General features: G+C 58.6%; 18 protein-coding genes. 3 read left to right on the forward strand and 15 right to left on the reverse strand.

Going from position 1 to position 14596, the window contains the following annotated elements; translation table 11 throughout:
- Positions 1 to 10 precede the first annotated feature (10 nt).
- The 4 genes from ispA to BM026_RS18370 all read right to left on the reverse strand — a co-directional run bounded on the left by ispA (position 11) and on the right by BM026_RS18370 (position 2256).
- The gene (ispA, locus tag BM026_RS18355; protein ID WP_093514299.1) at positions 11 to 898 is read right to left on the reverse strand and encodes a (2E,6E)-farnesyl diphosphate synthase; all 888 of its coding nucleotides are present in this window, start codon (positions 896 to 898) and stop codon (positions 11 to 13) included.
- A complete protein-coding gene (locus BM026_RS18360; RefSeq protein WP_093529637.1) occupies positions 895 to 1137 on the reverse strand; it encodes an exodeoxyribonuclease VII small subunit in 243 nt (80 codons plus the stop codon). The genes ispA and BM026_RS18360 overlap by 4 nt, the downstream gene beginning before the upstream one ends.
- A gap of 158 nt (positions 1138 to 1295) precedes the next feature.
- On the reverse strand, positions 1296 to 1673 hold the full coding sequence (locus BM026_RS18365) for a MerR family transcriptional regulator (protein WP_093514300.1): 378 nt from the start codon (positions 1671 to 1673) through the stop codon (positions 1296 to 1298).
- Positions 1612 to 2256, reverse strand: coding sequence for an NAD(P)H-dependent oxidoreductase (locus BM026_RS18370; protein WP_093125629.1), 645 nt, complete (start codon positions 2254 to 2256; stop codon positions 1612 to 1614). The genes BM026_RS18365 and BM026_RS18370 overlap by 62 nt, the downstream gene beginning before the upstream one ends.
- A 186-nt stretch (positions 2257 to 2442) precedes the next feature.
- Here BM026_RS18370 and BM026_RS18375 point away from each other — a divergent pair, with 186 nt between their 5' ends.
- Complete coding sequence (locus BM026_RS18375) at positions 2443 to 3474, forward strand: PDDEXK nuclease domain-containing protein (protein WP_093529639.1); 1032 nt, start codon at positions 2443 to 2445, stop codon at positions 3472 to 3474.
- A 15-nt stretch (positions 3475 to 3489) separates the two neighbouring features.
- Here the strand turns inward: BM026_RS18375 and BM026_RS18380 are convergent, their stop codons facing one another.
- The 3 genes from BM026_RS18380 to ycaC (BM026_RS18390) all read right to left on the reverse strand — a co-directional run bounded on the left by BM026_RS18380 (position 3490) and on the right by ycaC (BM026_RS18390) (position 5302).
- Positions 3490 to 3924 (reverse strand): hypothetical protein, encoded by a 435-nt coding sequence (locus tag BM026_RS18380; RefSeq protein WP_093514303.1) that lies wholly within the window; start codon positions 3922 to 3924, stop codon positions 3490 to 3492.
- Between the two features lie 29 nt (positions 3925 to 3953).
- The gene (locus tag BM026_RS18385; RefSeq protein WP_093125643.1) at positions 3954 to 4520 is read right to left on the reverse strand and encodes a hypothetical protein; all 567 of its coding nucleotides are present in this window, start codon (positions 4518 to 4520) and stop codon (positions 3954 to 3956) included.
- Between the two features lie 149 nt (positions 4521 to 4669).
- Entirely contained in the window at positions 4670 to 5302 is a 633-nt protein-coding gene (gene ycaC, locus BM026_RS18390) for an isochorismate family cysteine hydrolase YcaC (RefSeq protein ID WP_071489873.1), read from the reverse strand.
- Positions 5303 to 5510: 208 nt separating this feature from the next.
- On the opposite strand from ycaC (BM026_RS18390), the gene BM026_RS18395 reads away from it, so the two are divergent.
- Together BM026_RS18395 and BM026_RS18400 are read left to right on the forward strand one after the other, a co-directional pair.
- On the forward strand, positions 5511 to 6275 hold the full coding sequence (locus BM026_RS18395; protein WP_093514304.1) for a type IV toxin-antitoxin system AbiEi family antitoxin: 765 nt from the start codon (positions 5511 to 5513) through the stop codon (positions 6273 to 6275).
- The gene (locus BM026_RS18400) at positions 6265 to 7197 is read left to right on the forward strand and encodes a nucleotidyl transferase AbiEii/AbiGii toxin family protein (RefSeq protein ID WP_092250899.1); all 933 of its coding nucleotides are present in this window, start codon (positions 6265 to 6267) and stop codon (positions 7195 to 7197) included. The genes BM026_RS18395 and BM026_RS18400 overlap by 11 nt, the downstream gene beginning before the upstream one ends.
- Before the next feature lie 66 nt (positions 7198 to 7263).
- Here BM026_RS18400 and ycaC (BM026_RS18405) read toward each other — a convergent pair whose 3' ends face one another.
- From ycaC (BM026_RS18405) to BM026_RS18445, 8 genes are all read right to left on the reverse strand, one after another.
- Positions 7264 to 7896, reverse strand: coding sequence for an isochorismate family cysteine hydrolase YcaC (ycaC, locus tag BM026_RS18405; RefSeq protein WP_093514305.1), 633 nt, complete (start codon positions 7894 to 7896; stop codon positions 7264 to 7266).
- A 498-nt stretch (positions 7897 to 8394) separates the two neighbouring features.
- Positions 8395 to 9171, reverse strand: coding sequence for a LexA family transcriptional regulator (locus BM026_RS18415; RefSeq protein WP_092248102.1), 777 nt, complete (start codon positions 9169 to 9171; stop codon positions 8395 to 8397).
- A 215-nt stretch (positions 9172 to 9386) separates the two neighbouring features.
- Entirely contained in the window at positions 9387 to 9914 is a 528-nt protein-coding gene (ppa, locus tag BM026_RS18420) for an inorganic diphosphatase (RefSeq protein WP_003219382.1), read from the reverse strand.
- Positions 9915 to 10023: 109 nt separating this feature from the next.
- The gene (locus BM026_RS18425) at positions 10024 to 10839 is read right to left on the reverse strand and encodes a M90 family metallopeptidase (protein WP_093529641.1); all 816 of its coding nucleotides are present in this window, start codon (positions 10837 to 10839) and stop codon (positions 10024 to 10026) included.
- A 6-nt stretch (positions 10840 to 10845) separates the two neighbouring features.
- On the reverse strand, positions 10846 to 11502 hold the full coding sequence (locus tag BM026_RS18430) for a DedA family protein (RefSeq protein ID WP_028618093.1): 657 nt from the start codon (positions 11500 to 11502) through the stop codon (positions 10846 to 10848).
- 306 nt (positions 11503 to 11808) lie between these two features.
- A complete protein-coding gene (locus BM026_RS18435) occupies positions 11809 to 12267 on the reverse strand; it encodes a GNAT family N-acetyltransferase (RefSeq protein WP_017528964.1) in 459 nt (152 codons plus the stop codon).
- A 92-nt stretch (positions 12268 to 12359) separates the two neighbouring features.
- Positions 12360 to 13193, reverse strand: a complete 834-nt coding sequence (gene eutC / locus BM026_RS18440) for an ethanolamine ammonia-lyase subunit EutC (protein ID WP_093529643.1) — start codon at positions 13191 to 13193, stop codon at positions 12360 to 12362.
- Positions 13190 to 14584 (reverse strand): ethanolamine ammonia-lyase subunit EutB, encoded by a 1395-nt coding sequence (locus BM026_RS18445; protein WP_093125660.1) that lies wholly within the window; start codon positions 14582 to 14584, stop codon positions 13190 to 13192. The genes eutC and BM026_RS18445 overlap by 4 nt, the downstream gene beginning before the upstream one ends.
- Between the last annotated feature and the right edge of the window lie 12 nt (positions 14585 to 14596).

The following is a 14596-nucleotide window of genomic DNA, read 5'->3' on the forward strand; positions in this document are numbered from 1 at the left end:
GCCGCCGTTATCAGTGCCGACGTTCGACGATATACCGCGCCAGGTCACGCAGTGGCTCGGCCGCCGCGTCGAAAGGTCGCAGGGCATCCAGGGCCTGGTCGCGCAGTTCCAGGGCATAGGCCTTGGCGGCTTGCAGCCCGAGCAGCGCAGGATAAGTCGGTTTGTCCCGAGCGATATCGGCGCCCTGGCGTTTGCCCAGGGTGGCGGTGTCACTTTCTACGTCGAGAATGTCGTCCTGCACCTGGAATGCCAGGCCAATGGCCCGCGCGTAGGTCTTCAGCGCGGCCAACTGAGCGGCTTCGGCCCGCCCACTGGCAAGTGCTCCCAGGTGTACGGCAGCTTCGATCAGGGCACCGGTCTTGTGGCGGTGCATGTATTCCAGCGCCTGTTGATCAAGCTTCCGGCCGACCGAGCCGAGGTCGATGGCCTGGCCGCCGACCATGCCGGCCGGGCCTGCCGCCATCGCCAGGGCGGTGACCATGCGCAAGCGGATCTCGGCATTCACGCTGCTCAATGCCGGGTCCAGCAGTGCGCTGAACGCCAGGCTTTGCAGGCCATCACCGGCGAGGATCGCGCAGGCTTCATCGAAGGCTTTGTGGGTGGTGGGCTGGCCGCGACGCAAATCGTCGTCGTCCATCGCCGGCAAATCGTCATGCACCAGGGAGTAGGCGTGGATCAACTCCACCGCACAGGCCGCGCCGTTGGCCTGTTCGGCGTCTGCGCCCAAGGCTTCGCACGCTGCATAGGCCAGCAACGGACGCACGCGCTTGCCGCCATTCATCACGCTGTAGCGCATGGCTTCATAAAGACGCTTGAGTTCGGGGCTTGGCGCAACAAACAAGGGTTCCAACGCCGTATTGACCCGGGCTTGGCTACTGGCCTGATACGCGTCGATCATTCGGGCTGTTCCGCATCGAAAGGTTCTTCGGCCAACTCCCCGTCACGTTCCAGCAACACCTGCACCTTCTGCTCCGCCTGCGCCAGCGCGCTCTGGCAGTCACGGGTCAGGCCGATGCCTTGCTCAAACGCCGTCAGCGAGTCTTCCAGCGACAACTCGCCGTTCTCCAGCCGCTCGACCTGGGTTTGCAGGTCGGCGAGGGATTGTTCGAAATCGAGTGCAACTTTTTTGCGGGCCATGGCGGCTATTCCGGTAGACGGTAAACCGGCGGGACACTAGCAGACATGGGGATTCTGGGCAAATGAGCGGGGGAGGGTGTTCAGGCGGTGAGCCGAATAAGCGCCCTATTCGGCTCATCAAATGAGCCGTATACCCATTTTATTCGGCTCACCGCCGGTCAGGATCTTTGCGCCATTGACGAGCATTGTTCTTGTGATGTTTTCAACTGTGCTTCAAATGTCTGCAATCCCACGTGCATTTCCTGTAGCGCGGCAATTTTCAGGGCTAGTTCCTGCTTCTTGTCTGCGATTGCCTGGTCCGCCCGCTCCCAGGGCAATACATCGCCTACGTGACCTGCAAGAATCTCCTGCAACTCCTTGAGTTTGAACCCCAATTGCTGCGCGCACTTGATAAACATCAACAGCTCAATGTTCTGCGCCGAATAGACCCGGTATTGGCCCTGACGCCGCGGTTCTGGCAGCAGTCCGATCGCCTCATAGTGACGAATCGCCTTGATGGTCGTGCCCGACAACTGCGCGGCTTTGCCGATGTACATGAAAACTCCTTTTTTCCGTTAAAGCGCCGGCCTGTTTCAGCCATGTATCCCGCTGCGCCGCAGTGGAGCCCAGCACCGGCCCGAACAGCAGTGTCTTTGCAGTCTTGACACCACAAAGCCCCAGCGTGGTCTTGCGCATCTGGTGAATGCCCGGCATGCGATAGAACCAACGGTAATACCATGGCGGCGTGTCCAGGGTCACCAGTAGATGTGCCGTTCGGCCGTGGAGCAGTTTGTCAGGAAAAGCCCTGCCCGCTCGGTATTTAAAGGCAAAACCGGGTAAGAAGATTCGGTCGATAAAGCCCTTCATCAACGCCGGGATGCCACCCCACCAGATCGGGAAAACAAATGTCAGGTGAGTGGCCCAGAGGATGTCGGATTGCGCGCTGAGCAGGTCGGGCTCCAGCGGCTGAATCTGGGTGTAACCGTGATGAAGGACGGGGTCGAAAGCCAGGTCGCCCAAGCGTACGACACGTACTTCATGGCCGGCGGTTTTTGCCGCCTGGATGTAGGTATCGGCCAGGGCTGAACAAAAGCTGGAGGCGGAAGGATGGCCGAGGATCACCAGGGTACGCGGGGTCATGGGGAGGTCCTGAACAGGGCGTTCCAGGGTAAAGGCTGCTGTATAGGGGAGAGTCAAGTCAGTAGTCCGCAATGGCCAGCAGGACGTTTCTGTGGTTATTGAAGGGGCCTTCCTGGAACGACCTTCGCCCCTTGTGACCGTCAATGCGCCTGACTAGCCTGCCTCAAAACTCCAGAGTGACATGGCATGAGCGAACCCTGTATCGGCTTGACCGCACCACCAGCGGGCTACAGTGACTGGCTGACCGACCTGAAAGGCCGTATTCATGCGGCGCAACAGCGCGCAACACTGGCGGTGAATCGGGAATTGGTGTTGCTCTATTGGCAGATTGGCCACGACATTTTGACCCGCCAGGCGGAGCAGGGTTGGGGCAGCAAAGTCATTGATCGACTTGCCCAGGATCTGCGTGCGGTCTTTCCCCGAATGAAGGGTTTTTCGCCGCGTAATCTCAAGTACATGCGTGCTTTTGCCGAGGCGTGGCCAGATGCTGAATTTGTGCAAGAGGTGCTTGCACAATTGCCCTGGTATCACCATTTGGCATTACTGGACAAACTCCCCGGCCCCGAAACCCGCCGCTGGTACATAGCCCAGGCGATAGAGAACAACTGGTCGCGTAACTCGCTGGTGATGCACATCGAAAACCGCTTGTTGGAGCGCAGTGGCAAGGCGGTCAGCAACTTCGAGACCCACCTGCCCAAACCGCAATCCGATCTGGCGCGTGAGTCGCTGAAAGACCCTTACCGATTTGACTTCCTCAGCCTGGCCCTGGACGCGCAGGAGCGCGACATAGAAAACGCCTTGATCAAGCACGTCACCGACTTTTTGTTGGAGCTGGGCGCCGGTTTCGCCTTTGTCGGCCAGCAAGTACTGCTGGATGTCGGAGGCGATGAGTTCTTTGTCGACCTGCTGTTCTATCACGTGAAGCTACGCTGCTACGTGGTCATCGAACTGAAAGCCGGCAAGTTCAAACCCGAGCATCTGGGGAAACTGAGCTTTTATCTGGCTGCCGTCGATGCCCAGCTTAAACATCCACAAGACGGGCCCACCATCGGCCTGCTGTTGTGCAAGAGCAAGAACGAAGTCGTCGCCGAATATGCGTTGCGCGATAACAATCGACCGATTGGTGTAGCGGAATATCAACTGGTTGAGTCGTTGCCCGCAGAGCTGCGAACCAGCCTGCCAAGCATCGAGCAGATCGAGCGGGAACTGGCGGGTTAAAACCGACTGATAGCCTCAAAAGCCCGGCGGAATATACCCCGGCACAAATGGCACATTCAGGCATTTGCCATGCAGGATCCGGCCATCCTCAATCCTGAACAGCACGATCTTCTTCGTCTTATCCACCGTGGCTTCCAGCTTGCAATCCGAACTGTGTCCGACCTGCTGGTAATACTCCGTGTACACCATCCCGTTCCCGGTGTGATTCATTGAAGTCCCGGCGGCTTCAGTGGTCGTCCATGAAGAGGATTTGTGCCAGGTCATCACCACCTGCGTGTCGCCATTGGGCGCATTCTGCTTTTTCATCGAGTCGGGCTTGCCGAATAAATCAAAGGCCTCTTGCACGTCCCGGCCTTCCCAGCGCGATTGTGCAATCAGGTGGCACCCGTTTATAAACAGCACTGCGGGCAACAAAAGCCCAGCCAGCAACAGCCTTGTCAATGTAGGCATGGTGAATCCTTCTTGTAGGTGAGTGTTGCTCAGCGCTTGTTGCCCAGCATGTCGTCGAGGTCATCGATCATCTGGCTCTTCTCCTGAGTCGGCCCCAATTGCTGGAACATGGCCTTGGTGGTCTGGATCATCTGCAGGTGGGTCATCTTGCCCATGGCGATGGTGTCCTTGCTCTTGCCCGGTTCGCAGACATACGCGAGCGTGCGGTCGAGCCAGAACTCCTTCGGCGTCTGCCACGTGTTGGAGACCTTCAAGTGCGTAAGGGTGTAGGAAAATGGCGCAACCGACTGCCCGTTAAGAAAGCGCAGCTTGCGCGTGGAGCACTGCACTTCGATGTTGTACACATCGATCATGGGCTTGCCCGGTTCTTCATACACCACCGTGACGGCCACCAGTTTTGCGCCCTTGTTGTGGTTCGACGGCACCACCGAAGTGCGATCGGCCACATACATCACGTTTTTATGGGCCCGACCGCTGCCGTAGATGATCGACCAGTCGCCGATCGGTGTTTCTTCATCGGCCAATACCGACGGTGTGCTGGTCAGCAAAATGGGCAACAGTGCCAGGCAGCGCCCGATTTTGGTTAAGGTATTCAATAGCGTCCTTCCTTGAGACTCGAAATAAGCGAAGGACTTTAGTGGTGAGGCGGTGCCGTCTCAATTAGGGCGAGTGTGCTAATGGCGCATTGCTAGTTAACCAAAAAAGCCTGCGTTTCAAGGCAGGCTTAGTGTGTGCAGCGGTTGAATTAGTCCTTACGCGCCGTCAACGCCGCATACCCATTCATCAAGTTGCGATAGTTGGGAATGCGCTGGGACAACAGATTCCCCAGGCCTTCGATATCGTTGCGCCAGTCGCGGTGCAGCTCACACGCCACCGAGAACCAGTTCATCAACTGCGCACCTGCTTGCGTCATCCGGCTCCACGCCGCCTGCTGCACCGTGGTATTGAACGTGCCCGACGCATCGGTCACCACAAACACCTCAAACCCTTCCGCCAGCGCCGACAGGGTTGGGAACGCTACGCACACATCGGTGACCACGCCGGCAATGATGATCTGCTTGCGACCGGTGGCCTTGATTGCCTTGACGAAGTCTTCGTTATCCCACGCATTGATCTGACCAGGGCGGGCGATGTAGGGCGCGTCCGGGAACATCTCTTTCAGTTCCGGCACCAGCGGGCCATTGGGGCCTTGCTCGAAGCTGGTGGTGAGGATGGTCGGCAGGTTGAAGAACTTGGCCAGGTCAGCCAGGGCGAGCACGTTGTTCTTGAACTCGTTGGGCGAGAAGTCCTGTACCAGAGAAATCAGGCCGGTCTGGTGGTCGACCAGCAGGACGACGGCGTCGTCTTTGTTCAAGCGGTTGTAGGTTGCAGTGCTCATGGTTGAATCCTTTTTTGTTCAGGTTGGTTGGGCGTTGCGTTCAACATGGGCACAGATTAATGGGTGGTCTGTGGGGGATAAATCGGTTGGGATAGGTAATACTGTCAACTCCAAGGAGACGATTGTTTATCTGTGGTTTATCGCAGAAATTGTCTCAAGGGTGGTTTAGTATTTATGGAAAATATTGCCTTATAGGTTCTTATTTATCATGAAAATAAACCGCCTGCTGGCTGGTTGGGCACCGGGTTCCGTTGCGACGCAAGCCTGGCTGCATAGCCATGGCGTCGGCCCCAGCCTGATCCAAAAGTATCAGCGCAGTGGTTGGGTAGAGCGGGTGGGCCATGGCGCGTGGAAACGCTGCGGCGATGACCTGGATTGGCAGGGCGGGGTATTCGCTTTGCAGCAAGATGCATCGGCACGTATTTGGCCGGGCGGCGCGACGGCGTTGAGTTTGCTCGGCTACAGCCATTACCTCGCCTTTGGAAAACAGACCGTCGATCTGTTCGGAACACCGGGCGCTGTGCTTGCGGGCTGGTTCCGCAAGTACCCTTGGGATGTCGACGTGAACTTCTATCCCGGTGGCCTCTTCGCGGAAATGGAAGATATGGGGTTACAAGTTTTCCAGGTCCCTTACAGCCGATTTGAGTTAAAAATCGCAACCCCGGAACGCGCCGTACTCGAGCTTATTCATCAAACCGCTGACGAGATGCTCTTCAGTCATGTCGCTGATGTGTTCACTGGTTTGGGCTCACTGAGCCCCAGGCGCCTGCAGAAGTTGCTTGACGCGTGCAACTCGATTCGCGTCAAACGTGTTTTCCTCCTGCTGGCGCGAAACGCGCGGCACGTGTGGTACGAGCGAATAGACCTTTCCAGTATTGATCTAGGTAAAGGCAAGCGCCAAATCATCCGGGGTGGTCGACTCGATAAAGAGTTCCTAATCACCGTGCCGGAGAGTTTTGCCAGTGGCGCTTGATGCCCGTTATGCCGCTCAGGTTCGATTGTTGGTCCAGGTCATCCCTCACGTAGCGGCAGAGCGGTGTTTTGCCCTGAAAGGGGGGACGGCCATCAATCTGTTCATACGTGATCTCCCTCGTCTGTCGGTGGACATAGACCTGGCGTACCTGCCCAGTTCTGATCGCCAACAGGCATTAGGCGATGTCCGTCTGGCGCTCCAACGCATCGCTGATGCGGTTGGGCAAGGCTTACCTCACGTCGGTGCGACGGTCCAGGCAAATCGAGACGATGAACTGCGAGTGCTGGTACGCAGCCCGTCTGCTCAAATCAAGATCGAAGTTTCGCCTGTGATGCGGGGTACTGTTCACGCGCCGCAAGAGCGTGACGTCGTGGCGTTGGTTGAAGATCAATTCGGGTTCGCTGCTATCCCGGTGGTCTCGTTGCCCGATTTGTACGGTGGCAAGATTTGCGCTGCGCTGGATCGACAGCACCCCAGGGATCTTTTTGACGTGATGCTGATGCTTCGCGAGGAGGGGCTGACGCGGGAAATCTTCGAGGGTTTTCTGGTGTACCTGATCAGTCATCGAAGGCCGATGAGCGAGTTGCTCGCTCCACGGTGGAAACCGCTCGCGGGCATATTCCAAGCGGAGTTTGCCGGCATGACGCGTGAGCCTGTCACGCTTGAACAGTTGGAGAGTACCCGGCATGGGTTGCTTGAGGCCATACGGCAGCAGTTTTGTGCGCAAGATGCTGCTTTTTTGCTTTCACTCAAGCGTGCAAAGCCTGATTGGGCGCTGCTGGCCCTGGACGGTATTGATAAGCTGCCGGCGGTGCAATGGAAGCTACGCAATATTGCTGGAATGTCTGTTGAAAAGCGTGAAGAGGCATTTGCAGTGCTGGACCGTGTAGCCGGACAAATGTTGGTCGGGTCACCGTTTTAACAGTGGCCTGCGCACAGCAACAAAAGCCTGCTTTTCAGGGCAGGCTTGTTGCGAGGTTCGGTTGATTTACTTCTGATGGGCCGTCAGCGCCGCATACCCATTCATCAAGTTGCGATAGTTGGGAATGCGCTGGGACAACAGGTTCCCCAGGCCTTCGATATCGTTGCGCCAGTCGCGATGCAGCTCACACGCCACCGAGAACCAGTTCATCAACTGCGCACCTGCTTGCGTCATCCGGCTCCACGCCGCCTGCTGCACCGTGGTATTGAACGTGCCCGACGCATCGGTCACCACAAATACCTCAAACCCTTCCGCCAGCGCCGACAGGGTCGGGAACGCTACGCACACATCGGTGACCACGCCGGCAATGATGATCTGCTTGCGACCGGTGGCCTTGATTGCCTTGACGAAGTCTTCGTTATCCCACGCATTGATCTGACCAGGGCGGGCGATGTAGGGCGCGTCCGGGAACATCTCTTTCAGTTCCGGCACCAGCGGGCCATTGGGGCCTTGCTCGAAGCTGGTGGTGAGGATGGTCGGCAGGTTGAAGAACTTGGCCAGGTCAGCCAGGGCGAGCACGTTGTTCTTGAACTCGTTGGGCGAGAAGTCCTGTACCAGGGAAATCAGGCCGGTCTGGTGGTCGACCAGCAGGACTACGGCGTCGTCTTTGTTCAAGCGGTTGTAGGTTGCAGTGCTCATGGTTGAATCCTTTTTTGTTCAGGTTGGTTGGGCGTTGCGTTCAACATGGGCACAGATTAATGGGTGGTCTGTGGGGGATAAATCGGGTGAAACCGGTAATACCGTCAACTCACAGGGGACAATAGTGGCTGCGTCGAAGGTGCTTGGGGAGCCGCTGGGTGCGCCGCAGAGGGCGGTGATGTATTTGATGGAGATGGCGAACAGGATGGTGAATCGGACTGTAAGCCGCCCGCTTTTGGTCATTCAATTGTCCAGCAGCTTGTTGGACAATTGAATTGGGATTTTCACGGGCATTAAAAAGCCGGCTTGTGGCCGGCTTCTCGGGGACTGCCTCAGCTTGTTTTTGACAAACCTCACCAGCCTTCAAATCGCTCAGCCCACAACACGTCTGGCTGAATAGTAGGGGCATCCGCGGGAACTCCTCCGCTTCGCCAGGCAAGGTGGATAGCGTAAAGCCACCCCCTGCCAAATGTGCGGCGCATGATACCCATATTCACCTCAGTTGCCCACCTCCGGATCCGATTTAGAGCCTTCCCAGCCCAGCAGATGCTCATCCAGTGGCACGGGCGGGCGGCGGTTATTCAGGGTGGACCACCAGAAAACCCACCCCACAATCTGGAAGTTCTGCTCAAAGCGTTGTTCGTAGGTGAGGTATTCGTCGGGATGCTCGCCGGCATTGTGACTGCGCATGCGCAAACCTCCGCCGGGCCTGTTGTAGAGGTATTTGATGCGCAGCATGCCGTCGTGTTCTACCGCGTAGATCTCGCCGTCGATGATTTGCGTGCGGCCTCGGTCGATGGCGAGGGTGGCGCCTTGTTGGATGATGTCGATCATGCTGTTGTCGACCATGTAGGCGCCCAAAGCGCGGTCGGGGTTTACGTTCAGGGCCTGAAGGGTGTGCTGCGAGAGGCGGATGCGCTCGTTGGAGGTGAATGAAGGGTGGAGATCGATCTCCACGTCGGTTTTTTCCGGGAGGCAGGCGGGGCCTGTGAGGTATTTGCCGCTGGCTTCGCGGGTGGTGGGCAGTCCTTTTCGTGAGCTCGGGCCATCCAGCAGGAAGTTGGCCGGTGGGTGTTTGGGGCCTTCGCCGGTGCGCAGCCAACGGCTGGAGATGCACAGCAGTTCTGCGATCTCGTTGAGTCGGCCCATGGGTACACCGCGCTTGAACCAGTTGTTCACGTGCTGGGGCGTGACACCGCGGTTCTTGGCGAAGTCGGAGGCGGAAAGATGAACTTCCTGTAGTAGCGCTTTTAAACGATCACCTGATGTATTCATAAACGCAGAGTTTACTGGCCGGAATTACAGATCAAATAAACCATGCGTTGAGTTGCGCTTGTAGGGATTTACTTAGTTGTAGCCTGATACTTCGGATTTTGATTTAAATTAAACGTTATTTATAAAACATTGAACTTTTCGTTTAATTTTTCCCACAAAAAAAAGCCCCGAATAATCGGGGCTTTTTCAATTGCCGGGGCAATGAGGAGCGGGTATCAGCCTTTGTAGGCGGCAACCGACTTCAGGATCTCGGCGCGGGCGGCGTCTGCGTTGCCCCAACCGTCGATCTTCACCCATTTGCCTTTTTCGAGGTCTTTGTAGTTCTCGAAGAAGTGTTTGATCTGCTCCAGCAACAGTGGCGGCAGGTCGGTGTATTCCTTCACGTCCACGTACAGCTGGGACAGCTTGTCGTGTGGAACCGCGATCACTTTAGCGTCGCCGCCGCCGTCGTCGGTCATGTTCAGGATGCCGACTGGACGCGCACGGATAACCGAGCCTGGGGTAACCGGGTAAGGGGTTACCACCAGCACGTCGAGGGGGTCACCGTCGTCAGCCAGCGTGTTGGGGATAAAACCGTAGTTGGCCGGGTAGAACATCGGGGTGGCCATGAAACGGTCAACGAACAGGCAGTCGCTGTCTTTGTCGATTTCGTATTTGATCGGCGCGTGGTTGGCCGGAATCTCGATGGCGACGTAGATGTCGTTCGGCAGGTCTTTGCCAGCCGGAATCTTGCTGTAGCTCATTGGGCGTTGCCCCCGTTAATTGGCCATGAAACATGGCCGGATTGGCCTAAAAGTGGCGGCGATTATAGGCACATTCTGACGCCGATGCCATGCGCCAGACGTCGTACGGTCATTCGCCCAGTGGCTGATAGCGCGGGTCGCTGGCTTGCAGTTGACTGAGGCGGGCCAGGGGATCCTGGCGATAAAAGCGGCTGAGTTGGGCGTACACCTGTGGATAACTGCTGACCAGCAAATCCGGGGCGCTGAAAAAATATTCGCTGGTGACGGCAAAGAATTCAGCGGGGTTTTCGGCGGCGTAGGGGTCGATCTCGGTCTCGGCATCCGGGTTGGCATCGAGTTGGCGATTGAGATCGTCGTAGGCGCTCTGCATCACGTTGGCCCACTCCTGCACGCGCATGTCATGGTGCAGTGGCGGCAGGCCGTTGGCGTCGCCGTTGAGCATGTCGAGCTTGTGGGCCAGTTCGTGGATGACCAGGTTGTAGCCTTCCCACTGACCGCTGGCCAGCACGCCGGGCCAGGCGAGGATCACGGGGCCTTGTTGCCAGGCTTCGCCGCTGTGTTCGCCGTCCCACTCGTGTTCGACGCCGCTGCTGTCGCGGTGACGCTGGGGGCTGAGGAAGTCGTCGGGGTACAGCACGATTTCGTGGAAGCCCTGGTACCAGTCGAGGTCGCCCAGGTTCATCAGCGGCAATTGCGCCTGGGCGGCGAGCAGCAGGCGTTGTTCCTGATGCAATTCGACGCCGGGCAGGGCGGTCAGGTGTTTTTCGGCGAGGAACAGCACGCAGGCTTCGCGCAGCCACTGGTCCTGCTCGGTGCTGATGCCGTCGAGGAAGGTCAGGTGATGGCGCACCCGTTGCCAGGTGTCATCGGCAATCGGGTGTTTGGCCAGCAAGCGCCGGCGACGCCAGGCGCTGAGGGACCACATCGCAGGTTACTGCGGCTTGGCTTCGGAGGATGTGCGGCCAAACCGGCTGCGGAACACCCCAATGATCATCGGCACGAGCGACAGCAGGATGATGAACACCACCAGCAGCGACAGATTTTTCTTGATGAACGGCACATTGCCGAAGAAATAGCCCAGGGTTACCAGGCCGCCGACCCAGAGGATGGTGCCGAATACGCTGAAGCCGAAGAAGCGCGGGTAGGGCATTTTCGCGATGCCGGCAACGAACGGCGCGAACGTGCGCAGGATCGGCAGGAAGCGCGCCAGGGTCACGGTTTTGCCGCCATGTTTGTCGTAGAAGTCGTGGGTCTTTTGCAGGTAGTCGCGACGGAAGATCTTCGAGTTCGGGTTGCTGAACAAGCGCTCCCCGGCCGTTCGCCCGATCACATAGTTGGTGCTGTCGCCGAGGATTGCCGCCAGCATCAGCAGGCCGGCCAACAGCACCGGGTCCATGCCGCCACCCGCAGCGACTGCGCCGGCGATGAACAGCAATGAATCGCCTGGCAGGAACGGCATGACCACCAGGCCGGTTTCGCAAAAGATGACCAGGAACAGAATGGCGTAGATCCACGGACCGTAATTGGTTACCAGCAGGTCGAGGTAGACGTCGAGATGCAGGATAAGGTCGAGCGGGTTGAAATCCATGGATGGCACCTGTGTGAATGGCCCGGCTCAGCAGGCCTGTGCGGAAGCTCGGGTAATAAGGCTACAAGTGTATGCCGCATTTCTTACAACCCTGAAAGGTCCGCATTATACGGATTGAGAGGTGAAAAGCGTGTTGGTTTTGTAGCGAAGGATGTCGTGGTAGTTTCAGGCAAACATCCAGTCTGAACGTGGGAGGGGGCTTGCCCCCGATGGGGTAGTGTCAGTCAACACATCTGATACTGACCCAACGCAATCGGGGGAAAGCCCCCTCCCACAGCGGATTTGTGGTGTTTTTGATAGCGGTGATCAATCCTCGCTGATCGGCAGCGTGTAGTTCTTGAACTCCGTGTCTTCCCGAAACCCAATGGACTCATAGGTCTTCTGCGCCACTTCGTTGTCGCTGCTGGTCGACACGCGCAGTCGCACCGCGTGGGTCTCCTTGGCCATTTTCTTCGCCGTGCGCATCAGGTTGTCCGCCACCAATTGCCGGCGGGCGTCTTCAGCCACATAGATGTCATTGAGGATCCACACCCGCTTGAGCGACAGCGACGAAAAGCTCGGGTACAGCTGGCAAAACCCCAGCAGCTTCTTGTCATCATCATCCGCCAGGGCCAGGTAGATCACCGACTCCTTGCGCCGCAGGCGCTTCTCCAGGAAGGCCCGCGACGAATCCGGGAACGGCAACGCCCCGTAGAACTCACGGTATTTGACGAACAGCGGGGTCAACAGGTCCAGGTGTTCCAGGGTCGCTTGAGTAATCCGCATGCCAGGCCTCAACTTCCAAATGGGGGATGACCACACAAGCGGCCGTGACTCGATGCTGCCTAATGGCGCGAAAAAGCGCAATCGTGCAGCGTTCAGTCATCCGGTGAACTGAGCAGGAAATTGCCGTTCATCAGGTCAGGATCATCCGACTCGAGGGTCTGCACCTGCGCCTCGTCCTTGAGATTGACCCCCGACAGCTGCCGGCGACACGCCTCTCGCATCAAGTAAAGCAGGCGGTGGGCGGCCATGCCGTAGCTCAGGCCTTCCAGGCGCACATTGGAGATGCAGTTGCGGTAGGCGTCGGTGAGGCCGACCTTGGGGTTGTAGGTGAAATACAGGCCCAGGCTGTCCGGCGAGCTGAGGCCGGGCCGTTCGCCGATCAGAATGACGGTCATCTTGGCCCCGAGCAACTGGCCCACTTCATCCGCCACCGCCACGCGGCCCTGTTCCACCAGGATGACCGGCGACAAGGACCAACCGTCTGCGCTGCTCTGTTCTTCCAGGCGCGTCAGAAACGGCAAGGTGTGTTTATGCACCGCCAGTGCCGACAGGCCATCAGCGACCACCACCGCCAAGTCCACGCCGCCGGGGTTGGCCGATGCATGATCGCGCAGCAACTGGGCTGACTCATCGCTCAGGCGCCGCCCCAGGTCCGGGCGTTGCAGGTAGAGGTGACGGTCAGTGGCAGCACTGTGCAGCAACAGGCTGTCACGCCCGCGTTCGGCCAACTGACCGCGCAGGCCCGCATGGTCGAAGGGCAAGTGCACCGCATCCCGCGCCTGGGCGTGGGCAAACTGGAAATCCAGCTGCGCGTTAGTGGGGATGCTGGTGCCGGTGCGGCCCAGGGCTATTCGGGCTGGCGTCAGGCGGCGCAGTTCCAGCCAAGGGTTGTCAGGCAGGTCGAGTTGCACAGGCGGCTCCTTCATCCCAATTGCGCCAAGGCTTGGCGAAACGCCGGTGGCAGGCTGTTGCCGAAGTGCACCTTGCCGTCGGCTTGCGTAAAGATGCCCATTTTCGCCAGCCACTGCTCAAACTCCGGCGCTGGCTTCAAGCCCAGGGTCTGGCGGGCGTACAAGGCGTCGTGGAATGAGGTGGTCTGGTAGTTGAGCATGATGTCGTCGGAGCCGGGAATGCCCATGATGAAGTTGATCCCGGCCACTCCCAGCAGGGTCAGCAGAGTGTCCATGTCGTCCTGGTCGGCTTCGGCGTGGTTGGTGTAACAGATGTCGCAACCCATCGGCACGCCGAGCAGCTTGCCGCAGAAGTGGTCTTCGAGGCCGGCGCGGATGATCTGCTTGCCGTTGTACAGGTACTCGGGGCCGATAAAGCCTACGACGGTATTCACCAAAAATGGTTTGAAATGTCGCGCCACCGCGTAGGCGCGGGTTTCGCAGGTTTGCTGGTCGACGCCAAAGTGCGCGTTGGCCGACAGGGCACTGCCCTGGCCGGTTTCGAAGTACATCAGGTTCTGGCCCAAGGTGCCGCGATTGAGGCTCAGGCCTGCTTCGTAACCTTCCTGCAGCACACTCAGGCTGATGCCGAAGCTGGCGTTGGCCGCCTCGGTGCCGGCAATCGACTGGAACACCAGGTCCAGCGGCACGCCACGGTTGATCGCCTCGATGGAGGTGGTGACGTGGGTCAGCACGCAGGCCTGGGTGGGGATTTCATAGCGTTGGATGATCGCGTCGAGCATCTCCAGCATGGCGCAGATCGAGGCGATGCTGTCGGTGGCCGGGTTGATGCCGATCATGGCATCGCCGTTGCCGTACAGCAGGCCATCGAGAATGCTCGCGGCGATGCCGGCCGGCTCATCTGTAGGATGGTTGGGCTGCAGCCGCGTGGACAAGCGCCCGCGCAGGCCCAGGGTGCCGCGAAACTGCGTGACCACGCGGATCTTCTGCGCCACCAGCACCAGGTCCTGCACACGCATGATCTTCGACACGGCGGCGGCCATTTCCGGTGTCAGCCCTGGCGCCAGGGCGCGTAGGGAATGTTCATCGGCCGCGTCGCTGAGCAGCCAGTCGCGCAAGCCGCCGACGGTCAGGTGGCTGACCACGCTAAACGCCTGTTTATCGTGGGTGTCGATGATCAGTCGGGTGACTTCATCGCTTTCATAGGGGATCAGCACTTCGTCGAGGAAGTGTTTGAGCGGGATATTCGCCAACGCCATCTGCGCCGCCACGCGTTCACCGTCGTTCTGTGCGGCGACGCCGGCGAGAAAGTCACCGGAGCGTGCGGGGCTGGCCTTGGCCATCACGTCCTTGAGGCTGTCGAAGCGGTAGGTCTGTGCACCCACCGCGTGGGAAAAACTTGCCATACAGTGTCTCCT

This window comes from Pseudomonas sp. NFPP24, from assembly GCF_900112095.1.
Lineage (GTDB): Bacteria > Pseudomonadota > Gammaproteobacteria > Pseudomonadales > Pseudomonadaceae > Aquipseudomonas > Aquipseudomonas extremorientalis.